Consider the following 23,139-nt stretch of genomic DNA (forward strand, 5'->3'; position numbering starts at 1 on the left):
GGGCGGTATAGTCTTTTCTCAAGCCCCTTGGGGGGATGGAGGAGAGACACGATCCGATGATGCCGCTATACGACATGATGATGAGGGCGCAGAACGGCGAAGCCATGCGCGCGATGGCAAAGCAGTTCGGCTTGAACGAGGCACAGATGGATCAGGCGATGGCAGCCTTGATGCCGGCCTTTTCCACCGCATTGAAGCGGAACGTGTCGAACCCCATGGACATGTCCAACTTTCTCTCGGCACTGGCCGGCGGCAACCACGCACAGTATTTCGAGAACATACACAATGCCTTCACTCCGCAAGGCATGCAGGAAGGAAACGGAATTCTGGGCCACCTGTTCGGTTCCAGGGAAGTCAGCCGGGCCGTTGCTGCCCAGGCCGAAGCTGCGACCGGAATCGGTCGGGAAATCTACAAGCAGATGCTGCCGATGCTCGCGACCGCCATCATGGGCGGGCTGTTCAAGCAGTCGACGGCACAGGAGACCAGCCATGCTCAGTCCAGCGCCATGGGCGGCGTCAACCCGATTGGCGACCTGATCTCCGAGATGATGCGGCAGGGGATGGGCGGCGCAAGGGCAAAACCAACGCCCAAGGCTTCACCGATGGACAATCCGCTGGGGCAGGTCCTCGAGGGCATGTTTGGCGGCGCAGTGCAACAACAGGCCCCGAAGGGCGAAGACAATCCCTTCGCCAACAATCCGCTGGGGCAGATCTTTCAGGACATGCTCAGTGGTGGGATGGGCGGCGGTCAGGCACGGCAAGCCCCTGAACCGGATGAGCCGTCCGAACCCGACCGTATGCCATCGGGGCGCGAACGCAATCCCTATGATGATCTGTTCGGACAGATGTTCGAATCCGGCAAGGAAGTCCCAAAAGGCTACCAGAAGAACCTGGAATCGATATTCGACCTCTATCTTAAGGGCATTAAGCAGCAGCGCTAGATTTCAGGTGGCTTCACCAGCTCACCAGCCATGGACAGGTGCCAAGAAAAACCCGGCCGCGCCTGCTCTTCAAGAACATGCAACGACCGGGTAAAGGCGGGACACAGGGCAGTATCCCGCAGGGGACCTCGGAGTACGGATCAGACGTGACTGTTGAGGCGGGCGCGGCGAGCCAGCTCAACGGTCGGATCGGTCGTCAGCGGCATGGAAAACCCATAGCGCAGATCATCGCGCGTGAGACCGATGTCGGACAACTCGCGATCCGAAAGCTGGTCAAGCCGATGGGCCACGCGCCGGTTGAACAGTGCTTTGGTTACCCCGCGTGACTTGCCAACAAGGGCGAAGAGGATGTTCTGAAGGGCTGAGCCGAAACTCAACGTGCGGACAGCCGGCCTGGCGGCCGTGAGACTGCGGGAGTTCATTGCGATGTTCCTTGACTGAATCAGCGCCGTTCGCGTGGGCGGCGGCGCAAAACCCTACGTGCAGGATCGGTTTCGCAAATAATGATTGATCATACCAGCGAATGTTTCTAATCCTTATCATCAGAACTATTGATAGGACTCTCAAATGCCCGCGCCACTCGATATCGACCAGCTGCAGACTTTCGTCGCCATCGTCGACACCGGCAGCTTTACCCGCGCCGCAGACAAGGTGTTCAAGACCCAGAGCGCGGTGTCGATGCAGATGCGCAGGCTCGAGGAACGGGTCGGAAAGACACTGTTCATTCGTGATGGGAGACTTAACCGGCTGAGCGAAGACGGCGAACGCATGCTCGGCTACGCGCGACGCATCATCCGGCTCAATAACGAAACCATCGCCGCGTTTGATGATCAGCAACTCGAGGGGTCAATCCGGATCGGCACGCCGGATGACTATGCCGACCGCTACATGCCGGCGATCATTGCTCGCTTTGCCAAGACCAATCCGAATGTCGAGCTCTACATCGAATGCGAACCATCGGGTGAACTGGCCGCCCGCTTGGCCCGTGGCGAGCTCGATGTTGCCCTGGTCACCCACAATCCTCGCGCCCGGTCCTCTGAAGTGGTCCGGACCGAACCGCTGTACTGGGTGACGTCGACGAACCACACGGTTCATGAAAACCCGGTGGTTCCGCTTGCCGTTGGCCGCCGTTCCTGTCTGTGGCGAAACCTCGCCTGCTCGGCGCTGGATTCGGCGGGTCGCGATTATCAGGTGCTGTTTACCAGTTGGTCTGCAACCGTGGTCGCCTCGGCAGTGCTCTCGGGACTTGCAGTCTCCCCGCTGCCGGAATGCGCGGTTCGCCCGGGGATGCGCATCCTCTCCCCGGCTGACGGTTTTCCGGCGCTTCAGCCAGCACAGATTGGACTGATGAAGAGACCGGGCGCGCCATCTGCCCTGGTCAATGCGATTTGCGGCCACATCGCTGCCAGCCTCGACAATATCACACCCGTCGGAGCAGAAGAGAGATTATCTGCGTCAGGGTCCTCCTCGCGCCGGGACATGCGCGTGCGACCTGAACTTGCGGTGACGCCAGCCTGGTAACCTGCTGTTCACCCGCATCAGCAGCGGCCTTGCGTCGGGCATCGGCCGGCAGGGCGCGGTTGCAGCAAACTTACATAACAAGCGAACTTGGCTATACTCTGCCGGCTAAAGCGCCGGAAGAGGAAATGGCCATGACGTTCATTTCATCCATTCGCTACATCAAGCCAGATGAACACAGGGCCTTCGTGGCCGAGCGACTGAAGGCGCTCAAGGCACAGCTCAATGCGGACATCCACGCTCGCACAGACGGCGGATCGCTGCGGCTGGCAACCTGGAACATCATGCATTTTTCCGACGGTGGAGCTTATGACCGGTCCACGGAATCGCTGCTTTACATCGCCGAGATCATCGATCATTTCGATCTGGTTGCGATCCAGGAAGTCAATCACGACCTGCGCAAGTTCGAGCTGCTGATGCAACGCTATCTCGGTGGCGACTGGGATTACATCCTCACTGACGCCAGCGGCAACCGCGAGCGCCTGGCCTTCGTCTATCGCAGGGCAAAGGTCCGCTTTCTGCGCGAAGCAGGCGAAATCGTGCTGCCCGAAGGCCAGGAGATCGTTGCGCCGGATCAGCAGAATGCAACCCGCAAGCTGCAGTTCGCCCGCACACCCTTTGCTGTCACGTTCCAGTCCGGATGGTTCCGGTTCAAGCTCTGTACGGTTCACATCTATTATGGCAAATCGGCGGACAGCTCGCCGGAGATGGAGCTGCGCCGGGCTGAAATCGAGAAAATCGCCAAATTTCTCGCCGATATGCAGAAGGCGGAAAAGCGCAGCGCCGGATCAGATGCCAACATGATCCTTCTGGGTGATTTCAATATTATCAGTCCCGAGCACCGGACCATGAAGGCGCTGCTCGATGCGGGCTTTGTCACCACCGAAGGCATCCGTGACGCCGCCACCAGTCTGTCCGGCAAGCACCACTACGACCAGATTGTCTTCAAGCTTGCCGAGAGGCGCGTGAAACTGGGGGCTTCCGGCGTTCTCGACATCTTCGACAGTGTCTATCGCAGCGAGGATGCGCAGCATTATGCGACGAGTTCGGCGATCAAGAAAATAAGCCATGGCAGGGATGGAACGCCCCGCGGCGAAGACAAGGCGATAAACTATTTCCGCCGCTATTACCGCAAGCATCAGCTGTCAGACCACAATCTGCTGTGGTGCGAGATCAGGACCGATTTCTCGGATCACTATCTGGATGCCGTCGCCGCGGGCGAAGATCCGCGCGCGATGTAGAGGGGCCGCGGCTCAGGCGATGTGGATGGCCAGAAGCAGCCATTGCACCAGATTGACGGCCAGGCTGACAATGAACAGCCGGCGGCGGAGCAGCACCCTGTTGCTCGTCAGGTGAACATAGGCGTGAACGACCCTGACCAGCACGAAGGCCCAGGCCGCGACGACGGCTGATGTTCCTGCAGCACCAGTGACATAAAGCGACAGGCAGGCCGCAAAAAACAGCACCGGCAACTCGAATTGGTTGGACAGGTTGCGAACGGCGGTCGCACTGGCTTCAGGCTCGATTGCAGGAACCTTGAAATCCGAAGGCTTGGCCGTTCCGGCCTTGATTGCACCAATGCGGCGCGCGGAGACCGTGACATAAATCGTGTAGATCAAGAGTACCTGGGCCAGTACCGGCCAGAAGATCGCGGTGGATGAAGTCATGGTATCAAAAGCCCCGGCTTGCTGATTTGCACCTTCCCTAGACTGCATTCAGGTCAACGGCAAGGCAGGCTTAGCTTTCTGAGCCCTGTCCGATTTCTCGTGGGCTGTCTCTCCACCGCCAAACCAGAGAGCGGCGATCAGCGCAATAGCGAGGGCAAGGCTGGCGAACTTGATGCCGGTCAGGACCTGCAGCCCCAAGGCCAGGTCCTTGTTGAAAGCCTGCTTTAGTGCGTCAGGTCCAAAGATCGTATCCGCGATGTGATTTTCGATGAGGTCGCTGATGAGATATGTCAGCGCCAGAGCCATCGCCAGACCAAATCCCACGCTTGCGATATGCTGAACCCGGCCGGCTCGCACAGGCTTTTTCCATGCAACAAAGGCCCAGAAGACGAGGCTGGCAGCCAGAAGCGGCGGAAGCGTGGGGTCGCAACCTGCATGCAATTTCAGGTAAGCCTGTGAGGCGCTTGCCCTGCCCTGCAAGTCGGCAGCCGTCTGATCAGCCATAAAGGCTGCGAACAATGCTCGGGCACCTTCCTGATCATACCCAAACAGCATCTGATCAGGCAGCTTCATACCGCCAATCAAAGCTGTGACAGGCGGTATCTCGACAAAGCAGACCAAGGCAAACAACCCGGCTGTCAGCGTAAAAAGCTGCCAGCCGGGCCGTCGCCATTTCATTACATCGAGCCGGGATAGTTGGGGCTTTCCCGGGTAATGGCGACGTCGTGAGTGTGGCTTTCACGCAAGCCGGCTCCCGAGATGCGGACAAAGGTTGCCCGTTCATGGAAGTTCTGCAGATTCGGCGCGCCGACATAGCCCATCGCCGCCTTGAGGCCGCCGGCAAGCTGATGCAGCACGCCGGAGACCGGTCCCTTGTAGGGAACCTGACCCTCGATGCCTTCCGGCACGAGTTTCAGCGTGTCACGAACCTCGGCCTGGAAGTAGCGATCGGCGGAGCCCCGCGCCATGGCGCCGACAGAGCCCATGCCCCGATAGGCCTTGAACGAGCGGCCCTGATGCAGATAGACCTCGCCGGGGCTCTCGTCGGTCCCCGCCAGCAGCGAACCGACCATGGCCGCTGACGCACCGGCGGCGATTGCCTTGGCCAGATCACCAGAATACTTGATGCCGCCATCGGCGATCACCGGAATATCGTGCTTGTGTGCTTCTTCAACAGCACTCATGATGGCCGAAAGCTGGGGCACGCCGACACCGGCGACAATGCGCGTGGTGCAGATGGATCCAGGGCCGATACCGACCTTGACGGCGTCCGCACCGGCATCGATCAGCGCCCTGGTGCCTTCGGCTGTCGCAACGTTACCGGCCATGATGCGGACCGAATTTGACAGCTTCTTGGCACGGGTGACCGCATCGAGCACACGCTGCGAGTGTCCATGGGCGGTGTCGATTACCAGCAGATCCACTCCGGCCGCGATCAGCCGCTCCGCACGCTCGAACCCGTCTGCGCCTACCGAAGTGGCGGCGGCCGCGCGCAGTCGCCCCTGTTCGTCCTTGGAGGCATGAGGGTTTAGTTGCGATTTCTCGATATCCTTGACGGTGATCAGGCCGACACAGCGGCCTTCGCCATCGACGACCACCAGTTTTTCGATGCGGTGGCTGTGCAGCAGCCGCTTGGCTTCGGTCTGCTCGACGCTCTCCTTGACCGTGACCAGGTTCTCGTGAGTCATCAGTTCACGGATCTTCTGGTTCGGATCTGTCGCAAAGCGCACGTCGCGGTTGGTCAGAATGCCGACGAGATGTCCCGGGTCGCCACCGCCGCCGCGGTGTTCGACAACCGGAATGCCCGAAATTCCGTGCGCCTGCATCAGCGCCAGCGCTTCGGCCAGTGACGCGTCGGGGCCGATGGTCACCGGATTGACGACCATGCCGCTTTCGAACTTCTTGACCTGGCGTACCTGTTCGGCCTGTTCTTCCGGGGACAGGTTGCGGTGGATCACACCGATGCCGCCGGCCTGGGCCATGGCAATAGCGAGCCGGGCCTCGGTGACCGTATCCATGGCCGAGGAAAGAATCGGAAGATTGAGATCGAAGTCGCGCGCAATGCGGGTGGCGATATTGACCTCGCCGGGCATCACTTCCGAATGACCAGGCTGCAGCAGCACATCATCAAAAGTCAGCGCTTCAGCGCCGGTAATGGTTTGGATTATGGTTGCCATCGCCTGTCGGCTCCGTCTGTTCGGGGCCACCCAAACCGGGCTGCCCGGTATGGTTTCGGGTATCTCGCGTTGGCAGCGGCAAGTACCACGCTTCCCGGGCTTGTGAAAGAGCCATGGCGCTTTTGATCACCATATTTCGCTGCTCTGCACCCCTTCCTGCACCACGCATGGTTTTGCACTGGGTAAAGACAAAATGATGGACAAACAAAAACCCGGGCATCGCTGCCCGGGCCCTGGCTCTCACACCGGGATTTCGTGCCGGTTCGAAGCTCGAACCGGTCTGCATCGCGTATCAAACGGGGGCCCTCCGCAGAGGAGGTTTATCCGCCCGAGGGCAGCTCATGATTGGAGTTACCGGTCTCCACTCCCCGTTCGAATTGTGATTCTTCGACAATGAACCTGCGTCAGACAGATGGTGCAACAGGATTACCGGACAAGCGTGCTGTTCTCGCGACAATGTTGACGCATCGTCTGCAAAAAGTGAACAACAGTTCTGGAAACTATAAATTCTCACCCGAATGAAACGATATTTAAACGACTCAACACACATTTACGGTTGCAAAAATTCGATCATTCGCGGCATGAGGCCGCCATAAGGGAACCTGACGTGAAGAAGCTGTTTGCCGTGATACTAGCACCCGTGGCGTCTTCGCTGGTCCTGTATGCTTTGGTAAGCTTGGACCAACCGGCAAAGCATTCCGGGTTGAGATCTGCGCAGTTGTCACCGCTTGTTCCGCTGCACGATCTGTTTCCTCTCGCAGACACGGGCCCAGACCTTGCGGCACCATCTGGGGTGAGCACCGGGGTGACCAAACGGACTCCCGAAAGCCGCTTCAGCGGGGTCCAATCGCGGTTGACGCTTCCCCAGGCAAATCCGGCCCCGGTGCCGTTGCCGACGGTGGTTCTGCTTACCAGTGATGATGCTGGCATCGCCGGCCCGAACACTGCCGAGACGGTTCTGTTTCTCGCCAATCGCGGATATGCAGTGCTGGAAATCAATTGCCGCGCGAGAACCGATGGCGGCAGAACTGCAGTGAAGCTCGTCCCTGGCGTTGTCGGGGTCTGCAGCGTGGCAACCATTGCAGATGAAACAGAGAAACTCATCAAGCAAGGAATAGCTGATCCATCGGCCCTGGCGCTGTTCGGATCGGGCTATGGCGGCACCCTCGCCCTGCTTGCGGTATCCATCGTGCCTGATCTGTTCAAGGCGGCGGTGGTCCATTCCCCGGCCCAGTACCAGACCGGTAACCTCGCTAAAGGACCCGTGCGAGAGCGAATGATCCGCACCACGTTCGAAGCAGATTTCCATCCCAAGGCCCTTCAAAAGCCTTCCGGCAGAAGCCGGAGCGGTTCGCTTGCCGAGCTGATAGGCGCATCGCGAGCTGCGCTTCTGATAACCCATGGAAATGATGAAGTGGCCACTCCTTTCGACCGGGCCCATGCCCGTGAATTGATGGCATCGAGAGGAAACATTGCGATCCACGATCTCGGTGCCAAAGGCCAGAACTATTCGCGCTGGCAAACCCGTGTTGAGGTTGCCCGGCTGACGGAAACCTTTCTGGCCCGCCATCTCGGCGGCCGCAATGGCGGTTATGACTATATCGAGCTGCTTGCAAAATTGTTCTGAGCTCCATTACTGCGGCACTTCAGAGGATGCCCGTCGGCTCTGGTTGAGGCGGTGTTTGGACACTTGCCGCTCGATGTCCAGAGCACTGGAGACTGCCTCAGCACCTGACGGTTCTGCGCGATGCATCTGTCAACGCGACGAACCACGCGTCAATGGCCGGCGGACACCCAACGCGCGGCATTTGGCGTGACAGCGGCCTTTCAGCGACTATGTTTTGCTGTAGAAACGGGTTTCCGATTCGGGAGCGGACGTCGCTCCATGGCCTTAGCCGTCCCAACGGGTACCCTTTGTGAACCGCTCCATTCCGCTCGTCCTGGCTGTTGCCCTGTTCATGGAACAGATGGACTCGACCGTCATTGCCACCGCGCTGCCCGCCATTGCCGCCGATATCGGCACGAGCCCGATTTCGCTCAAGCTGGCGCTGACAGCCTATCTGGTCTCGCTTGCAGTTTTCATTCCGATTTCCGGCTGGATGGCGGACCGGTTCGGCGCGCGGCGGATCTTTGCCATTGCAATCGGGGTGTTCATGGCTGGGTCGCTTGCCTGCGCGGTGTCGGGCAGTCTGGCTGAATTCGTGATCTCGCGGTTTCTACAAGGCATGGGCGGGGCGATGATGACACCGGTTGGCCGCCTGGTCCTGTTGCGATCAGTCGAAAAATCACAACTGGTGAGCGCCATGGCGTGGCTGACGATCCCGGCGCTTGTCGGCCCGATGGTCGGGCCGCCAGTCGGCGGTTTCCTGACCACATTCCTGAGCTGGCACTGGATATTCCTGATCAATATTCCGATCGGGCTGGCCGGCATTTTCTTTGCGGTCAAGATCCTGCCCGATGACGGCATCCGTGTCCGCGAAAAAGCCGACTGGCTCGGCTTCGTGTTCTCGGGCGGTGCGGCTTCGGGAATCGTGTTCGGCCTGTCGGTGATCAGCCTGCCGGTGCTGCCGCCTCTCTGGGGCATTGCCGCCACCTTCGGCGGGGTTCTGTGCCTGATCGCCTATCTGCGGCACGCCCGTTCCCACCCCAGGCCGTTGCTTGATCCAAAACTGTTCCGGAACCGGACCTTCGCCTTGTCACTGCTGGGTGCGAACCTGTTTCGCGTCGGCGCCGGGGCCGTGCCTTTTCTGCTGCCGCTGATGCTGCAACTCGGTTTCGGCATGAGCCCGTTCCAGTCCGGGATGATCACCTTCATTTCCGCAGCTGGCGCCATCATGATGAAATTCATCATCAAGCGCATTCTCGGCCTGATCGGCTTTCGAACCACGCTGCTGATATCGGCCGGATGTGCTGCCCTGTCGATTGCGGTCAACGGGCTGTTTACTCCGGCAACGCCGATCGCGCTGATCCTGTTGATCCTGTTTCTCGGTGGGCTGGTCCGATCGATGTTTTTCACCTCTGTAAATGCACTGACCTTCTCCGAGATCGCACCGGACACCGCAGCTCAGGCGAGCTCCTTCACCTCCGCCTTCCAGCAGGTCTCGATCGCCGTCGGTGTGGCGGTTGCAGGCGGCATTGTCGAAGTGGTCAGCCTGATCAACGGCGGGGTGCTGGATCTCAGCGCATTTCACACCGCATTCTTTGTGGTGGCTGCCATCACGGCGTTTGCGATCATCCCGTTTCTGGCGCTGCCGCCGAGTGCCGGCCACGCGGTGTCCGGACACTCGCTCACGCGGGCAGGTTCACGCGCGGCTTCACCCGTGCGCAGCTGAATCCGGAGTGCTGCGCCCCTTGAAGCCCTTGGCGAGAACGAACATCTCGACCGATTCCGCACGCGACGAGGGCGGTTTGATGTGGATGACGGATTTGAAATTCTGCTTGAGCAGGGTCAGCAGATCGTTCTCGGTCCCACCCTGAAAGGTCTTGGCGAGAAAATGCCCACCCGGGGTAAGAACCTCGATGGCAAAATGCGCCGCCACCTCGCACAGATGCATGGTTCTGAGATGATCGGTGCGCTGATGCCCGGTGGTGGGGGCCGCCATGTCCGACAGGACCACGTCCGGCGCACCGCCAAGCGCATCCTTGAGGGCCTGCGGCGCGGCGTCGTCGAGAAAGTCCATCTGCAGAAACTTGACGCCGGCCAGACCATCCATCTCGAGAAAATCGATCGCCACCACCTTCGGATCCTCGTCTGTGGAATCGGTGACCTGCGCTGAAATCTGCGACCAGCCGCCAGGGGCCGCGCCAAGGTCGATGATGCGCCTGGCCTTGTCGAGGATCTTGTGCTTCTCGTCGATCTCCAAAAGCTTGTAGACGGCGCGCGAGCGGTATCCTTCCTGCTTGGCCTGCTGGACATAGGGATCGTTGAGATGCCGCTCGATCCAGCGCCGGGAAGACGCCTTGAGCTTGCTCTTGCGTTTCACCTTCTGTCCAAGCTTGCGCCCGGTGGGTCCTGACGGAGGACGGGTCATGTCTTTTCCCCTTGAGCCGAGCGCTGGTGACGGGAGCGGTAATTCCTGCCACTTCGTCGCCAGGCGCCATCGGACGCCATCATCTCGTTGAGCAGCCCCTCGCGCAGTCCGCGGTCGGCGACCCGCATGCGCGGCGATGGCCAGCGCTTGCGGATCGACTGCAGGATGGCGCAACCGGCGAGAACCAGGTCCGCACGGTCCGCACCGATGCAGGGATTGGCCGCCCGGGCCTCGAAGTCCCAGGACAGAAGCCTGTCGAGCATCAGATCGACATCCTCGTTCGACAGCCAGAGCCCGTCCACCTTGCGGCGGTCGTAGCGCGGCAGATCCAGGTGCAGTCCGGCCAGCGTGGTCACCGTTCCCGAGGTGCCGAGCAGATGAACGCGGGGCTCGCCGAGCCCCGAAAAGGCGGGCAGCACCGGCGGCACGAAATCCGCCAGCATGACGTCGACTTCCGCGACCATCGCCTCGAACACTGCCGGTGTGACCAGACAGCCGCCATGGCGTTCGGACAGGGTGACGACACCAACCGGCAGCGAGGTCCAGGCCTTGATGTGATTGGCCAGCCGGTTCGAGCGGTTCTCGGTCAGATCGATCATGGCGATTTCGGAGGAACCGCCTCCGATATCGAACAACACCAAGCCGTCCGTCTCCCGACCGACAAGCGACGAGCAGCCGGCAACGGCCAGCCGTGCCTCGGTCTCGCGGCTGACGATCTCGAGCTCCAGCCCGGTTTCCTCACGCACACGGGCAAGAAACGCCTCGCCGTTGCGCGCCGAGCGGCAGGCTTCGGTGGCAATCAGGCGATGGCGCCGCACAGGACGGTTCTTCAGCTTGCCGGCGCAGACCTTCAGGGCCTCAACGGCCCGATCCATGGCATCGGCCGACAATTCGCCAGTGGCATCGAGTCCTTCCCCCAGCCTGACAATGCGCGAAAACGCATCGACCACCCGGAACTGGCCAGGCCGTGTTGGCTGCGCGATCAGCAGGCGGCAATTGTTGGTGCCAAGGTCAAGCGCGGCATAGAGGTCGTCCGCATGTCTGCGCGCCACCGGCCCCGAAGCCCCCGCGGCATGCGCGGCGTGGGTGGAAGGCTGGCCGGGACCAGAGGAAGCTGGGTGGAGTTTTGGCTGTGCCTGGCCCGGCGCCTTCTGCGGCGTCAGCGGGCGCCCCTGGATCTCGCGCCCGGATTTGCGGCGCCGGCGGCGGCCTTTCTTCTGGCCGGGCACCGGTGCGGCAGTCGCCGGTTGCGAGGGCACATTGGCGGACATATCGGATACGCCCTTGGCCGCGGCCTTGCGCGCGGATTTTCTCCGCCGCCGCCTACGCCGTCCGATCGGCTCGGAGCTGCCCTTTTCTCTGGTGGAATCACTGGCTGAAGCGCGCACCTGTGGCGTTTCATCAGAAGACGAGCCGGGGGCCACGGATTTTCCGTTCCCCTGCTTCAGGCCATCCGTCGCTGCCTCGGAGGCGCGTTCGGACGGCTTGTCACCTGCCAGTGATGCACCCGCGCTTGGCCTGTTGCCATCCCGAAGGTCTTTCACGGTCTGTCCTGTCGTGCGCGGCGAGCCGGTGAGCCGGCGCCGCGCGTCACGGTTTGTCGTTGAAAAAAGAGTAGCAAAGCGGTGGACCAAACGCAAAACTCTTTTTCAGCTGTTATCCGGCACCTGGCGCTACCGGCTGCGACAATGCTGCATTCGGGCATATGCAGACATAGGAAAAAACTGTATCATCAGGGTTTGCATACGCCTCGGTTTTTGGTTATAAGCCGCCTCGCTGGCCCGATTTTTCGGCCCGGCCCCTGCTGGGGAATAGGTTAACGGTAGACCCACGGACTCTGACTCCGTTAGTCCTGGTTCGAATCCAGGTTCCCCAGCCAATCACCCTCTTCAAGCTCTGAACAAGATTGATTTTCCAGCGTTTTGTCGATAGCTGGGGATAGATTTTGCCGTCTGGTGGACAGAAATGTCTGACACGGGTGTCCCCCACACATGTCTTTGCCGCGGAGCAGCTCGAAATGTCGGAAGACATGATCAGTTCCACGCCGAGGCAAAACAGACGGAGGCAAGACTCAACGGCGCTTATGCGGGCTCAAAGTCTTGTATCCGTCGGTCCGGCCTGGTTCTCTGCCTTCTGACAGGCCAAGTTCTCGATGCGGTTCCAAAAATCTCGCCGCACCGAACCGAGTTCAGCACATCTGAATTCAAGCGACAGTGGGCTGGCTTGGCCAGTATTCTCCCGAACTACCGGCGAAGCTCGGTTGCAGGATCGGTTGGCATGAGAATTTCCGCACTCCGCGGCTCCTGCAGGACGGTGGAATGGCCGGACGCGACACCGCGCGGGTGCGCTGGCTATTTCCGCAGCCTTTCCCACTCGAGATCCTACAGCGTAAACGCCGCCCGGAAAGCTTCCAGCGCTGCGACCTCGTCGCCTTGCGCAAAGGCTTCCATGCCAACGGGGCCGGAATAGCCGAGTTTCGACAGGGCGCGGGCGACGCCCTGGTAGTTGATCTCGCCGGTTCCGGGCTCGCACCGGCCCGGATTGTCGGCGACCTGCACTTCACCGACAAAGGGCAGGCATTTCTCGCACCAGCGGATCAGGTCGCCCTCGCCGATCTGCGTGTGATACAGATCGAGATTGATCCTCAGTTGCGGCCGGTCAATCGAGGATACGAGCGCCAGCACGTCGCCAGTGGAACCGAACGGGCAGCCCGGGTGGTCGATGAAGTTGAGGTTCTCGAGCGTGAAGACGACGCATTCTTGTTCCGCAAGGTCACAGATCCGGTTGAGCGTGTCGCGGGCCTTCAGCCACATCGCACCAGTCGTCACGTCGTGCTGCCAGATCGGAATGCCGCCATCGCCCAGGCCGGTGCCGTGAAGGTTCAGCCGGTCGACACCGAGCCGCTTGCCGATCTGCACAGTTTCGCGGGCGGATTTGAGCAGTGTTTCGGCGCCCTCGTCGTCGGCCAGACGCCCCTCAAGGTAGCCGTTCATGATGGTGAAATTGGCGCCGGTTTTCTCGAGCGCGCCAAGATCCCATCCGGGCCAGTTCCAGAGCCCGACGCCGAAGCCCATCTCGTGCAGCTTCGCAGCGCGCCAGGCAATCGGCTTGTCCTGCCAGAGCATTTCAGCACAGGCCGCAAGTTGAAAAGTTCCGGTCACATCAGGCGTCCCGCTCCATGATCCACGCGACCTCCGCTGCCGCGACGAACCGCCATTTGCGCAAGGGGCCGGCCATCACGTTGAGGTAATACATCTCGAACCCGTAGGGCGCGCCGCAGGGATGGTGGCCACGTGGCACCAGAACAACCTCGCCGTCGCTGACCGCCATTGTTTCGTCGAGCTGCCCGTCATCGGTATAGACCCGCTGAATGCCAAAACCACCGGCGGGGTTGAGGCGGTGGTAGTAGGTTTCCTCGAGATAGGTGATGCGCGGATAGTCATCTTCGTCGTGGCGATGGCTGGGGTAGGACGACCAATGGCCTGCCGGGGTGAAGACCTCCGTGACCAGTAGCGAATCGCAGTAGTCCTCGTTTTCCATGGCGATGTTGTTGATATAGCGGGTGTTGGTGCCCTTGCCGCGTTCGGTGAGCGTGATGCCATCGGGGCCGATCCGCCGCGCCTCGTGCCCGCCCTTGCCGGGCGCGGAACAGATGGCCAGAACGCAATCGGTTTCGGCCCTGGCATCCCATGTGCTGCCATTGGGCAGATACAGGCAATGGGGCGGGGTCTTCTCGAACACATTCATGCGCTCGCCGAGCACACCCCAATTCTGCCCGGCACCGGTGATCCGGGCCTTGCCCTCGACCATGACCAGGATCACCTCGCGATCGCCCGTCACCTCAGATGCGGTGTCGCCGGCCTTCAGCCGGTACAGCGAGAAACCGACATAACGCCAGCCGGCGCTTTCCGGCGTGATCTGGTGGACCTTGCCGCGGGTGCCAAAGGGTTTTCTCAGTAGATCAGGCATGGTGTCAGCTTTCGATTGCAAGACCGGAGCGGTCGCAGATTTGGGTGATATGGTCGAAACCGAGTTTCGAATATTCGAACGGCTGTGCCTTGGCCGGGTCCTGTTCCGCCTCCACCACGATCCAGCCATCATAGTTCATGGCCTTGAGCTTGTCGGTGATGGCCTGGAAGTCGATGCATCCCTCCGGATCTCCGGGGACCGAGAAAACCCCGGCGGCGACACCGTCCAGAAAGCTCCTGTCCTCGCTCCTGATCCAGTCGAGCACAGGCTGCCGCACGTCCTTGAAGTGAACATGGTGGATCCGGTGGCCCCACTTGTCGAGGACAGCCATCGGGTCAGCCCCGGCAAAATGCAGATGTCCGGTGTCATAGAGAAGCGTCAGTTCGCCGGTCGACCCCTCCATGAGCCAGTTGATGTCCTCGGCATCCTGGATCATCGCACCCATATGGTGGTGATAGGCCAGGTCCACACCCTCGTCGCGGGCCCATTTGGCGAGTTCTGAGAGCTTGGCCGCGTAGGCCATTACCTCGTCGCGGGTCAGTTTCGGGCGCCGCGAGACCGGTGTGTCGCGTGCCCCCTGAATGGTGTTGGAGCATTCGGCATAGACAATGCACGGGGCGCCCAGGGCGGCAAACTGTTTGACCTGCGGCCGGATGGCGTTGCGTTCTTCTTCGACGGACGCCGCCATCAGGTTGCCCGAACACCAGCCGCCGCACAGAGACACGCCGTAGCGGTCGAGATAGGCGCGCAGGCCATCGGTATCGGCAGGCATCCGGCGGCCGCGCTCGACACCCGAATAGCCGATCTTCGCCGCATCCTCCATCGCGCCTTCGGTAGTGAAGTCCCTGGTCAGATCCGGCAGATCGTCGTTCTGCCAGGCGATCAGGGAAATACCGATCTTCACAGCCATCAGTCAGCCCTTTGCCGTTTCTTGTTGGCATCATAACCGGCACGTGCAGCGTTTACCTCGGCGCGCTCACTGACTTCCGGCACGCTCACATCCCACCAGGTGCCCCCGGGCTCCGTGCTGGGATAGGGATCGGTGTCGATGACAATCACGTAGGGGCCTCTCGCCTCTGTCCGCTTGGCGAGCGCCTGTTCCAGCTCGGCGATCGAGTCCACCTTGATGCTTGTCGCCCCCATGGCCTCGGCATGCTTGGCAAAGTCGATGCTCGAATTCTCACCACCGATCGCATGATCCAGAAGGTTGTTGAACTCGGCGCCGCCACAGCCCATCTGCAGCCGGTTGATGCAGCCGAAACCGCGGTTGTCGGTGACCACGACCGTAAAGGCAACGCCCATCATCGCGGCTGTCGCCATCTCCGAATTGGCCATCATGTAGGTGCCGTCGCCTGTGAAACAGATAACGTCACGGTCCGGCTGGGCCATCTTGATGCCCATGGCACCAGCGATCTCGTAGCCCATGCAGGAAAAGCCGTATTCCATGTGGTAGGATCCGGGCCTGCCGGCCTTCCACAGCTTGTGCAGTTCGCCCGGCATGGTGCCTGCGGCACACATGACTACCGTATTCTCGCGCGCTGCGCGCTGCACCGCCCCGATCACCTGCATGTCTGTGGGCAGGCTGTTGCCTGACGGAGCGTCCGTCAGCGGATCGACCTTCGCAAACCAGTTGGGCTTCAAGCCATCGATTGTGCCGGAAGCCTTGAAGCTGCCAAGGCGTTCGCCAAGCTCCTGCAATCCGACCAGAGCATCCGATTGCAAAGGAACAGCGCCATGCTTCATGGCGTCGTAGGCCGCAACATTGAGTGAGATCAGCCTGCGCTCCGGATTGGCAAACAGCCCCCAGGAGCCGGTGGTGAAGTCCTGGAACCGGGTCCCGATGCCAATCACCACATCTGCTTCGGCACAGACCGAGTTGGCCGCCTCGCCGCCGGTCACACCGATGGGACCGAGGTTGAGTGGATGGTCCCAAGGCAAGGCCGACTTGCCCGCCTGGGTTTCGGTGACGGGGATATTGTGCGCCTCGGCGAAAGCCACCAGCGCTTGGGACGCACCGGCGTAATGGACACCGCCGCCGGCCACGATGACCGGCCGTTTCGCAGCGCAAATAAGACCGGCAACTTCGGCCAGCTCGCCTTCGTCCGGGCGGATGCGCCTCTGCCGCCAGACCTTCGGCTCGAAAAAGCTCAGGGGATAGTCGTAGGCTTCCGTCTGAACATCCTGACAGAAGGAGAGGCAAACCGGGCCGCAGTCAGCCGGGTCGGTCATGGTGCGGAACGCGCGTGGCAGGGCCGTCAGCACTTGTTCGGGCCGCATGATGCGGTCGAAGTACCGCGTTACCGGCTTAAAGGTGTCGTTGACGGTCACAGTACCGTCGCCCCAGTCTTCCACCTGTTGCAGAACCGGGTCCGGACCGCGGCTCGCAAAAACATCGCCCGGTATCAGCAAGACCGGCAGGCGGTTGACATGAGCCAAGGCCGCAGCCGTCACCATGTTTGCGGCACCGGGACCTATGGAAGAGGTGACGGCCATCGCCTTGCGCCGCCCCGACTGTTTTGCGTAGGCGATCGCGGCATGCGCCATCGTCTGCTCGTTGTGACCCCGGTAGGTCGGGATAGCCTCGCGATTGGCATACAGCGCCTCGCCAAGTCCGGCGACATTGCCGTGACCAAAAATCGCCCAGCAGGCTTCGATGAAGCGCTCGCCATCCTCGTTCCTCTGCGCAGCGATGTAACGCACCATGGCCTGCGCGGCCGTCAGTCGGATTGTCTTGCTCATGCGACCTTCTCCAAAGCACCCTCGCGGGCGCGGTTCCAGATTGTGCACAGCTGGCTGTAGCGCTCGGCCATCTGCGTGACGGCCTCTGCGTCATTGATCTCGCCCTTCAGCCACGCCCGCGCAGCATCCCCGAAAATCGTCCGCCCCACGGCAAAGCCCTTGACCAGCGGCTGCTTCGCGGCCAGGGCAAAGCTTTCTGCAAGTTCCTCTTGGGGGGCGTCGAGACCCAGCACCACGATCCCGCGCGTGCGCGGATCATTCCGCTCGATGGCTTGGACGGCATTCTTCCACGCCGCCTCGGTCCTGAACGGCTCCAACTTCCACCAGTCGGGGAAAATCTGGGCGTCATAGAACCACTGGATAAGGGTTGCCGAGGTGTGGTCATCCACCGGCCCGACCTTGTTGGGGATGATCTCGAGCAGGAACTCCAGCCCGTTGCGCCTGGCGGCGGTGAAAAGCCGCTTGACGCGGGCGAGCTGCATCTTTGCGGTCTTCTCGTCGTCATCCGGGTGACAGAAGACCAGGAGCTTGACCACGTTCTCGCGGGCCCATTCACGCAGCCCGCCTAGGTCTTCGCCCAGTTCAGGCTCGAATTCGACGGGACGGGAGCCCGGAAGCTCGGTCGGCCGGCCGATCCAAAGGCCGCTGCCGGTTGCCTTGTGCAGCGCCGACCGTCCGATCCGGCTGTCGCACAGGATCCCGTAACCCGGCTTTCCGTTCTGCACCTCGAGCGCCGCGTCGAGGCAAAGCTCCTTGAAGCGCGCGCCCTTCTCCGGGGTGTAGCCGTCCATCTCTTCCAGTTGCAGCCGGTGGTCAAACGCGAATGCCTTCAACGACGACCAGTCACCGTGCCGGTTCGTGGCCCAGTGCACCTGCTCGAGTTCGATGTCGTTCCTGAGGTCGGGCCGCTTGATGCCGCGATCGAAGAAGAACTGCAGCTCTTCCCAGCTTGGATAGGCCGGCGTGCAGCCATGGCGGCTGACCGCGAAGGCGCCGCAGGCATTGGCGTATTTCAGCGCTGTCGGCCAATCCTCGCCATCAAGCCATCCCTTCAAGAGACCGGACATGAAGCCGTCGCCGGCCCCAAGCACGTTGAATACCTCGACCGGAAAGCCCGGCCCCGCTTCGCCGTCGTCAAGGCTGTCCGGCACATCGCCGGTGAAGGCCACCGCGCCCGAGGCTCCGCGCTTGCACACCAGCGTGGCCTTGGAGACCGCGCGGACCGCCCGCAGCGCCTTGATGGTATCGGTCGAACCGCCGGCGATGTGGAACTCTTCCTCGGTTCCGACGATGAGATCGAAAAGATGCAGTGTCGACTGCAGCTTGGCCGTAATCGCCTGGCTTTCGACAAAGCGGCGTTCGCCGTCGCCGTGACCTGCGACACCCCAGAGGTTCGGACGATAGTCGATGTCGAGCGCGGTCTGCATCCCTGCCGCGCGCGCGATCTTGAGCGCCTTGAGCGTTGCCGCCTCGACCCGCGGGTGAGACAGATGTGTACCGGTCGCCACCACGGCCCGTGCGCGGCGGATAAAGTTTTCGTCGATGTCATCGACGGTCAAGCCCATATCCGCGCAGTTCTCGCGGTAGAAAATGAGCGGAAACTGCTCCTGATCGCGAATGCCCAATAGAACCAGTGCGGTAAGCCGGTCGGGATCGGTCTTAACCCCGTCGGTGTTGACGCCCTCGCGCTCCAGCTGTTCGCGAATGAACCGGCCCATGTGCTCGTCGCCGACGCCGGTGATCACAGCTGATTTCAGCCCCAACCGCGCCGTGCCGCAGGCGATATTGGTGGGGGAGCCGCCAATGTACTTGTCGAAGGAACCCATATCCTCCAGCCGCCCGCCGATCTGGGAGCCATAGAGATCCACAGAAGACCGGCCAATCGTGATGAGATCGAGTTTCGCCATAGCTGCGCCTAGCAGTTGAGTTGTTCAATTTGAGGAGACTGGCTGAAGCGCTTCAGTCAGCCCTGATACCAGTTATTTTTCACCGTAGGCCGTCGGGAACTTTCTGGTTCCGTGTCAGACAGTGCCTCCGAGCGAGCCTTCCAGCTGGGCCAGTTCCTGTCCGCCGGCCATCAGGTCCTGCAGCTCTTCCGGAGTGATTTCGCCCCGCTTCGCCGTCCCCAGCGTCTTGCCGCGATTGAGCACGGTGAACCGGTCGCCGACGGCCAATGCATGGCGGACATTGTGGCTGATGAAAACCACGCCCACCCCTTGCGAGCGAACCTTGTCGATGGTCGCAAGGACGTTCGAGGTTTGCCGCACGCCGAGCGCCGATGTCGGCTCGTCGAGAATGAGGACCTTGGCCCCGAAATAGACCGCGCGGGCAATCGCAACGGTCTGACGCTCGCCACCGGACAAGGTGCCAACCGCCTGATCCGGTGCACGCAGGTTGATGCCCATTTTCCGCATTTCGGCCATGGTGATTTCATTGGCCCGGTCGACATCAAAGCGCTTGGCCAGGCCGCGGCCCTTTGTCGGCTCGCGTCCCATGAAGAAATTGCGCGCCACGGACATCAGCGGGATCATCGCCAGGTCCTGAAACACGGTTGCGATCCCCGCCTCCATCGAATCGCGGGGGGTGGCAAAGCTCATCGGCTTGCCTTCGAAGAGGATTTCCCCGTGCGTAGGCTGGTGCACTCCTGACATCGTCTTGATAAAAGTCGACTTGCCAGCACCGTTGTCACCGAGAAGGCAGTGGCATTCACCAGGGCGAATGTCGAAGCTGACGCCGGCAAGAGCAATGATGTTGCCAAAGTGCTTTTCGATATCCTTCATCTGAACGATCGGTGCGACGCTGTCATCTACGTCGCCGTGATGGAACTTGCTGTTGTCGGTCATGTCAACGCTCCCCCGTAACGCGCTTGCGAATGGCGTTGTTGAAGAGAACGGCGATCAGAAGCATGCCACCCAGGAACACCTGGAACCAATCCTGATCGAAATTGGTGTAGGTGAGGCCGATGACCACCATGCCGAAAATGATCGAGCCGAAAAAGGCTCCGATCGCCGAACCGTAGCCGCCGGTCAACAGGCACCCGCCGATTACCGCGGCGATGATCGCCTCGAATTCCTTCTGGAAGCCGCGGCGGGCATCGGTCGAGCCCGCATCAATCACCGTGATGATGGCAACAAGAGCGGCGCAGCACGCCGTGACCATGAACAGGGAAACCTTGACCCGCTTGACCGGCACGCCGGAGTTCGAGGCGGCATCGGCGTCGCCGCCGGCTGCGAAGATCCAGTTGCCGGCGGGCGTCCGCAACAGGATGTAGGTCGCAACCAGCGCAAGCAGAACAAACCAGATGATCTCGACAGGGATGCCTGTCACCTTGGGAGTCCCGTTCTTGAAGGTCTCGACCAGGTCGTGCTCTGCCAGCCATGCGAAAAGGGCCGGGAAGGCGTCACCGGAGAAGATCGGCGCAAGCCAGTCGTTTTCGGTCGCGTCGCGCACGCCGCGAAGCTGGGTCGACCCGCCCGAGGCCCATTTCAGGCCGACCAAGGACAAGCCGCGAAGGATAAACAGAAACGCCAGCGTGACGATGAACGATGGCAATCCGGAGCGGATCACGATGGTGCCGTTAATCGCGCCGACAAAGGCGGAAAACAGGAATGTCATCGGGATGGCGATGATCAGCGGCAAGCCCCACACCATGACACAGATCCCGAAGAACAGGCCGGCAAAGGCGACCATCGATCCGATGGAGAGGTCGAATTCGCCGCCGATCATCAGCATTGAGGCGCCGATTGCGAGGATGCCAAGCTGGGCTGCCGGGGTCAGGAAGTTGATGATGCCGGAGGTCGTGAACATCGCCGAATCTGCGGTGATCAGAAAAAAGATCGCAACCAGCACGACGCCAGCGATCGCACCCAGTTCGGGCCTTTTCATCAATCTCGAAAAAAGCGGCTCGGCCTTGATCCGCTCATCCGCGGTCGTATGCGGTGTTGTGTCGCTCATTGCCCTCTCCCCATGGCTCCTGAGTGGCGCCGTTCTGGCGCCACCCGTTCTCCTAGCCCGGTGTGGGCTTAGCGGATGCCCTGTGCGGACAGGTCGATCACCTGAGCCGCCTTTTCGGCCGTGATCAGGTTCGGTCCCGAGGCAACATCACCACCCGGCATCAGGCCATACTTGGCCTGCAGAGCCATGATGGAGACGGCGAGATAGCCTTGCAGGTACTGCTGCTGATCGAGCGCGAAGGCCGCGTCGCCGTCAACAACGGATTGCAGGAAGCCGGCTGAAAGGTCGAATGTCGCAACATTCACGTCGCGGCCAGAGGCCTTGGCAGCCGCCACTGAAGGTTCACCAGCGGTGGATGCACCCAGTGCCATCACCGTGTCGACGCTTTCATCGGACGCCAACGCAGCGGCAACCTTGGACTCGATCTCGGCTGGATCATTGGTGGTCGGCAGGATGGTCACGGTTCCGCCAAAGCCTTCCTCGAAACCGGCGCAACGCTGGTCAAGAGAGATGTTGCCGACTTCCTGGTTGACGCAGAGCGCGTTCTTGCCGCCCATTTCCGCCAGCGCCTTGCCTGCTGCGACCCCTGCATCATACTCGTCCTGACCGACATGCATCGCTGCTCCCAGTTCTTTTCCCTGAGCGCCGCCGGCATTGATGGTTACGACTGGAATACCAGCAGCGATGGCGCGTTCAACCGACGGCCCGAGCGCATCCGGGTCAGGGAAAGAGATGATCAGCCCATCGGGCTCTTCGTTGACGGCAGCGTCAATCATCTGCGACATCAGAACCATGTCAAACGTCTCGGGCGAGTTGTACGAGACGTTCGCGCCGGTATCGGCAGCCGCCTGATCAACGCCAGCCTTGACGACGGACCAGAACGCATCGTTCGCCTGACCGTGAACAACAACTGAAATATCCTGAGCCATGGCGGGCATCGCGATGGCCATAGCGGCAGCGGCGATAGCACCTTTCAAAAATGTCTTCATTCGGGTTTCCTCCCTTGGTTTGTCTCCATGCCGGGTAATCCGGCAGCTCTCCCACGCGACTCCCTCGCGCATCTCACACCGGCCGGTCGGGCCGATGCATGACGTCAGACCGCCTCCCGGCGCTCCGATTCCTCCAGAACATCCACCATTTTCACCGGCTGGCCGGAATGCGCTGACCGTGTCGCGGCCTCTGCCATCGCCAGCGCAGCAACTCCGTCATACAGGTTGACCGGCATCTTCGACTTGCCCTGAACGGCCTCCACGAATGCTGTCCATTCGGCTTTGTAGGCAGGCATGTAACGTTCAAGGAAAAAGTAGGTCGGCTTGGCGCTGCAGACGCCTTCAGCAGTGGACTTGACCACCGTGTTCTCAAGCATGTTCTGCGCTTGAAGCAGCCCGCCGGAGCCAAGCACCTCGACCCGCTGGTCATAGCCGTATACCGCCCGGCGCGAATTCTTGATTACGGCAATACGGCCGTCCGCATAGCTCAGCGTGACAACGGCGGTATCGAAGTCGCCCGCAGCACCAATCGCAGGATCAACCACGGACGAGCCTGTGGCAGACACGGAAACGGGCGCCTGTCCCATAATGAAGTTCGCCATGTCGAAGTCGTGGATCATCATGTCGCGGAAAAGCCCGCCGGACACCTTGATGTACTCAACCGGCGGCGGCGCCGGGTCAAACGACGTGATCGACAGCAATTCGGTCTTGCCGATTTCGCCCGCATCGATGGCCGTCTTGAGCGCGCCGAAGCTCGGGTCGAATCGGCGATTGAACCCGATCATGATGCTTGCAGCTTTCTCGCCAACATTTGCGAGACACGCATGCGCGCGCTCGAGACTGAGATCAACCGGCTTCTCGCACAGCACCGCCTTGCCGGATCGAGCAGCTGCCTCGATCAGGTCTGAATGCGTGTCAGTGGGTGTGGCGATAAGGACAGCGTCTATGGAGCTGTCGGCGATGATTTCGTCCGAAGAACGAACCTGGCAGCCATAGCCTTCCGCCAGCGCCTGCGCATTCTTCTCGAAAGCGTCGGACACGGCGACAAGGGCGCTCTCCGGGTGCGAGGAGATCGCTTGCGCATGAACTTTTCCAATGCGCCCTGCACCAAGCAATCCAACCCGCATTCCGAAGTCTCCCTGTTCCCGTGGCGA

Annotated in this window: 20 protein-coding genes and 1 tRNA gene; 6 read left to right on the forward strand and 15 right to left on the reverse strand. The window is 61.1% G+C overall.

The features are described from left to right. The first annotated feature begins 56 nt into the window (after positions 1-56). Positions 57-941, forward strand: coding sequence for a DUF937 domain-containing protein (locus tag CRO46_RS16345; protein ID WP_097108872.1), 885 nt, complete (start codon positions 57-59; stop codon positions 939-941). 140 nt (positions 942-1,081) lie between these two features. Here the strand turns inward: CRO46_RS16345 and CRO46_RS16350 are convergent, their stop codons facing one another. Then, the gene (locus CRO46_RS16350; protein WP_097108873.1) at positions 1,082-1,363 is read right to left on the reverse strand and encodes a DUF1127 domain-containing protein; all 282 of its coding nucleotides are present in this window, start codon (positions 1,361-1,363) and stop codon (positions 1,082-1,084) included. Positions 1,364-1,508: 145 nt separating this feature from the next. On the opposite strand from CRO46_RS16350, the gene CRO46_RS16355 reads away from it, so the two are divergent. Together CRO46_RS16355 and CRO46_RS16360 are read left to right on the forward strand one after the other, a co-directional pair. Beyond that, a complete protein-coding gene (locus tag CRO46_RS16355) occupies positions 1,509-2,462 on the forward strand; it encodes a LysR substrate-binding domain-containing protein (protein WP_097108874.1) in 954 nt (317 codons plus the stop codon). A gap of 131 nt (positions 2,463-2,593) precedes the next feature. Continuing rightward, on the forward strand, positions 2,594-3,700 hold the full coding sequence (locus CRO46_RS16360; RefSeq protein ID WP_179759094.1) for an endonuclease/exonuclease/phosphatase family protein: 1,107 nt from the start codon (positions 2,594-2,596) through the stop codon (positions 3,698-3,700). Positions 3,701-3,712: 12 nt separating this feature from the next. Here the strand turns inward: CRO46_RS16360 and CRO46_RS16365 are convergent, their stop codons facing one another. From CRO46_RS16365 to guaB, 3 genes are read right to left on the reverse strand one after another with little or no spacing between them, the layout of a single operon-like run. Beyond that, complete coding sequence (locus tag CRO46_RS16365; protein WP_097108876.1) at positions 3,713-4,126, reverse strand: MAPEG family protein; 414 nt, start codon at positions 4,124-4,126, stop codon at positions 3,713-3,715. Between the two features lie 48 nt (positions 4,127-4,174). Continuing rightward, complete coding sequence (locus CRO46_RS16370; protein ID WP_143439060.1) at positions 4,175-4,756, reverse strand: hypothetical protein; 582 nt, start codon at positions 4,754-4,756, stop codon at positions 4,175-4,177. A 47-nt stretch (positions 4,757-4,803) separates the two neighbouring features. Beyond that, positions 4,804-6,303 (reverse strand): IMP dehydrogenase, encoded by a 1,500-nt coding sequence (guaB, locus tag CRO46_RS16375; RefSeq protein ID WP_097108878.1) that lies wholly within the window; start codon positions 6,301-6,303, stop codon positions 4,804-4,806. A gap of 805 nt (positions 6,304-7,108) precedes the next feature. Between guaB and CRO46_RS16380 the strand changes: the two genes are divergently transcribed. Further along, positions 7,109-7,930, forward strand: a complete 822-nt coding sequence (locus CRO46_RS16380) for an alpha/beta hydrolase family protein (RefSeq protein WP_179759095.1) — start codon at positions 7,109-7,111, stop codon at positions 7,928-7,930. Between the two features lie 289 nt (positions 7,931-8,219). Further along, positions 8,220-9,635: a DHA2 family efflux MFS transporter permease subunit gene (locus tag CRO46_RS16385; RefSeq protein WP_097108880.1), complete on the forward strand. Its 1,416-nt coding sequence runs from the start codon at positions 8,220-8,222 to the stop codon at positions 9,633-9,635. Here the strand turns inward: CRO46_RS16385 and CRO46_RS16390 are convergent. Further along, a complete protein-coding gene (locus CRO46_RS16390) occupies positions 9,618-10,334 on the reverse strand; it encodes an RlmE family RNA methyltransferase (RefSeq protein ID WP_097108881.1) in 717 nt (238 codons plus the stop codon). The two genes, CRO46_RS16385 and CRO46_RS16390, sit on opposite strands and share 18 nt — an antisense overlap. After that, positions 10,331-11,878, reverse strand: a complete 1,548-nt coding sequence (locus CRO46_RS16395) for a Ppx/GppA phosphatase family protein (RefSeq protein ID WP_097109042.1) — start codon at positions 11,876-11,878, stop codon at positions 10,331-10,333. The genes CRO46_RS16390 and CRO46_RS16395 overlap by 4 nt, the downstream gene beginning before the upstream one ends. 261 nt (positions 11,879-12,139) lie before the next feature. Here CRO46_RS16395 and CRO46_RS16400 point away from each other — a divergent pair. Beyond that, positions 12,140-12,213: transfer RNA gene (locus tag CRO46_RS16400), tRNA-Gln, on the forward strand. A 502-nt stretch (positions 12,214-12,715) separates the two neighbouring features. Here the strand turns inward: CRO46_RS16400 and CRO46_RS16405 are convergent. The 9 genes from CRO46_RS16405 to iolG form a co-directional block, all read right to left on the reverse strand. Then, a complete protein-coding gene (locus CRO46_RS16405) occupies positions 12,716-13,459 on the reverse strand; it encodes a TIM barrel protein (protein WP_097109043.1) in 744 nt (247 codons plus the stop codon). 37 nt (positions 13,460-13,496) lie between these two features. Continuing rightward, positions 13,497-14,303, reverse strand: coding sequence for a 5-deoxy-glucuronate isomerase (iolB, locus tag CRO46_RS16410; RefSeq protein ID WP_097108882.1), 807 nt, complete (start codon positions 14,301-14,303; stop codon positions 13,497-13,499). Between the two features lie 4 nt (positions 14,304-14,307). Then, a complete protein-coding gene (iolE, locus tag CRO46_RS16415) occupies positions 14,308-15,213 on the reverse strand; it encodes a myo-inosose-2 dehydratase (RefSeq protein ID WP_097108883.1) in 906 nt (301 codons plus the stop codon). Then, positions 15,213-17,042 carry a 3D-(3,5/4)-trihydroxycyclohexane-1,2-dione acylhydrolase (decyclizing) gene (iolD, locus tag CRO46_RS16420; protein WP_097108884.1) on the reverse strand — a complete coding sequence of 610 codons (1,830 nt, stop codon included), beginning with the start codon at positions 17,040-17,042 and terminating at the stop codon, positions 15,213-15,215. The genes iolE and iolD overlap by 1 nt, the downstream gene beginning before the upstream one ends. Further along, entirely contained in the window at positions 17,039-18,949 is a 1,911-nt protein-coding gene (locus CRO46_RS16425) for a bifunctional 5-dehydro-2-deoxygluconokinase/5-dehydro-2-deoxyphosphogluconate aldolase (RefSeq protein WP_097108885.1), read from the reverse strand. Before CRO46_RS16425 ends, iolD begins: the two co-directional genes overlap by 4 nt. 114 nt (positions 18,950-19,063) lie before the next feature. Further along, positions 19,064-19,822: an ATP-binding cassette domain-containing protein gene (locus CRO46_RS16430; protein ID WP_244577947.1), complete on the reverse strand. Its 759-nt coding sequence runs from the start codon at positions 19,820-19,822 to the stop codon at positions 19,064-19,066. 64 nt (positions 19,823-19,886) lie between these two features. Beyond that, positions 19,887-20,996: an ABC transporter permease gene (locus CRO46_RS16435; protein ID WP_097108887.1), complete on the reverse strand. Its 1,110-nt coding sequence runs from the start codon at positions 20,994-20,996 to the stop codon at positions 19,887-19,889. A gap of 68 nt (positions 20,997-21,064) precedes the next feature. Next, on the reverse strand, positions 21,065-21,985 hold the full coding sequence (locus CRO46_RS16440; protein ID WP_097108888.1) for a sugar ABC transporter substrate-binding protein: 921 nt from the start codon (positions 21,983-21,985) through the stop codon (positions 21,065-21,067). Between the two features lie 104 nt (positions 21,986-22,089). Further along, positions 22,090-23,112 (reverse strand): inositol 2-dehydrogenase, encoded by a 1,023-nt coding sequence (iolG, locus tag CRO46_RS16445; protein ID WP_097108889.1) that lies wholly within the window; start codon positions 23,110-23,112, stop codon positions 22,090-22,092. Positions 23,113-23,139: the final 27 nt, after the last annotated feature.

The organism is Parahoeflea halophila, from assembly GCF_900220985.1.
GTDB classification, from domain to species: Bacteria; Pseudomonadota; Alphaproteobacteria; order Rhizobiales; family Rhizobiaceae; genus Hoeflea; species Hoeflea halophila.

Excerpts from the sequence above, each read along its gene's own strand:
- CRO46_RS16345 (WP_097108872.1), top strand. The coding sequence starts at position 57 with ATGATGCCGCTATACGACATGATGATGAGGGCGCAGAACGGCGAAGCC.
- CRO46_RS16350 (WP_097108873.1), bottom strand. The coding sequence starts at position 1,363 with ATGAACTCCCGCAGTCTCACGGCCGCCAGGCCGGCTGTCCGCACGTTG.
- CRO46_RS16355 (WP_097108874.1), top strand. The coding sequence starts at position 1,509 with ATGCCCGCGCCACTCGATATCGACCAGCTGCAGACTTTCGTCGCCATC.
- CRO46_RS16360 (WP_179759094.1), top strand. The coding sequence starts at position 2,594 with ATGACGTTCATTTCATCCATTCGCTACATCAAGCCAGATGAACACAGG.
- CRO46_RS16365 (WP_097108876.1), bottom strand. The coding sequence starts at position 4,126 with ATGACTTCATCCACCGCGATCTTCTGGCCGGTACTGGCCCAGGTACTC.
- guaB (WP_097108878.1), bottom strand. The coding sequence starts at position 6,303 with ATGGCAACCATAATCCAAACCATTACCGGCGCTGAAGCGCTGACTTTT.
- CRO46_RS16390 (WP_097108881.1), bottom strand. The coding sequence starts at position 10,334 with ATGACCCGTCCTCCGTCAGGACCCACCGGGCGCAAGCTTGGACAGAAG.
- CRO46_RS16405 (WP_097109043.1), bottom strand. The coding sequence starts at position 13,459 with ATGCTCTGGCAGGACAAGCCGATTGCCTGGCGCGCTGCGAAGCTGCAC.
- iolB (WP_097108882.1), bottom strand. The coding sequence starts at position 14,303 with ATGCCTGATCTACTGAGAAAACCCTTTGGCACCCGCGGCAAGGTCCAC.
- iolE (WP_097108883.1), bottom strand. The coding sequence starts at position 15,213 with ATGGCTGTGAAGATCGGTATTTCCCTGATCGCCTGGCAGAACGACGAT.
- iolD (WP_097108884.1), bottom strand. The coding sequence starts at position 17,042 with ATGAGCAAGACAATCCGACTGACGGCCGCGCAGGCCATGGTGCGTTAC.
- CRO46_RS16425 (WP_097108885.1), bottom strand. The coding sequence starts at position 18,949 with ATGGCGAAACTCGATCTCATCACGATTGGCCGGTCTTCTGTGGATCTC.
- CRO46_RS16430 (WP_244577947.1), bottom strand. The coding sequence starts at position 19,822 with ATGAAGGATATCGAAAAGCACTTTGGCAACATCATTGCTCTTGCCGGC.
- CRO46_RS16435 (WP_097108887.1), bottom strand. The coding sequence starts at position 20,996 with ATGAGCGACACAACACCGCATACGACCGCGGATGAGCGGATCAAGGCC.
- CRO46_RS16440 (WP_097108888.1), bottom strand. The coding sequence starts at position 21,985 with ATGAAGACATTTTTGAAAGGTGCTATCGCCGCTGCCGCTATGGCCATC.
- iolG (WP_097108889.1), bottom strand. The coding sequence starts at position 23,112 with ATGCGGGTTGGATTGCTTGGTGCAGGGCGCATTGGAAAAGTTCATGCG.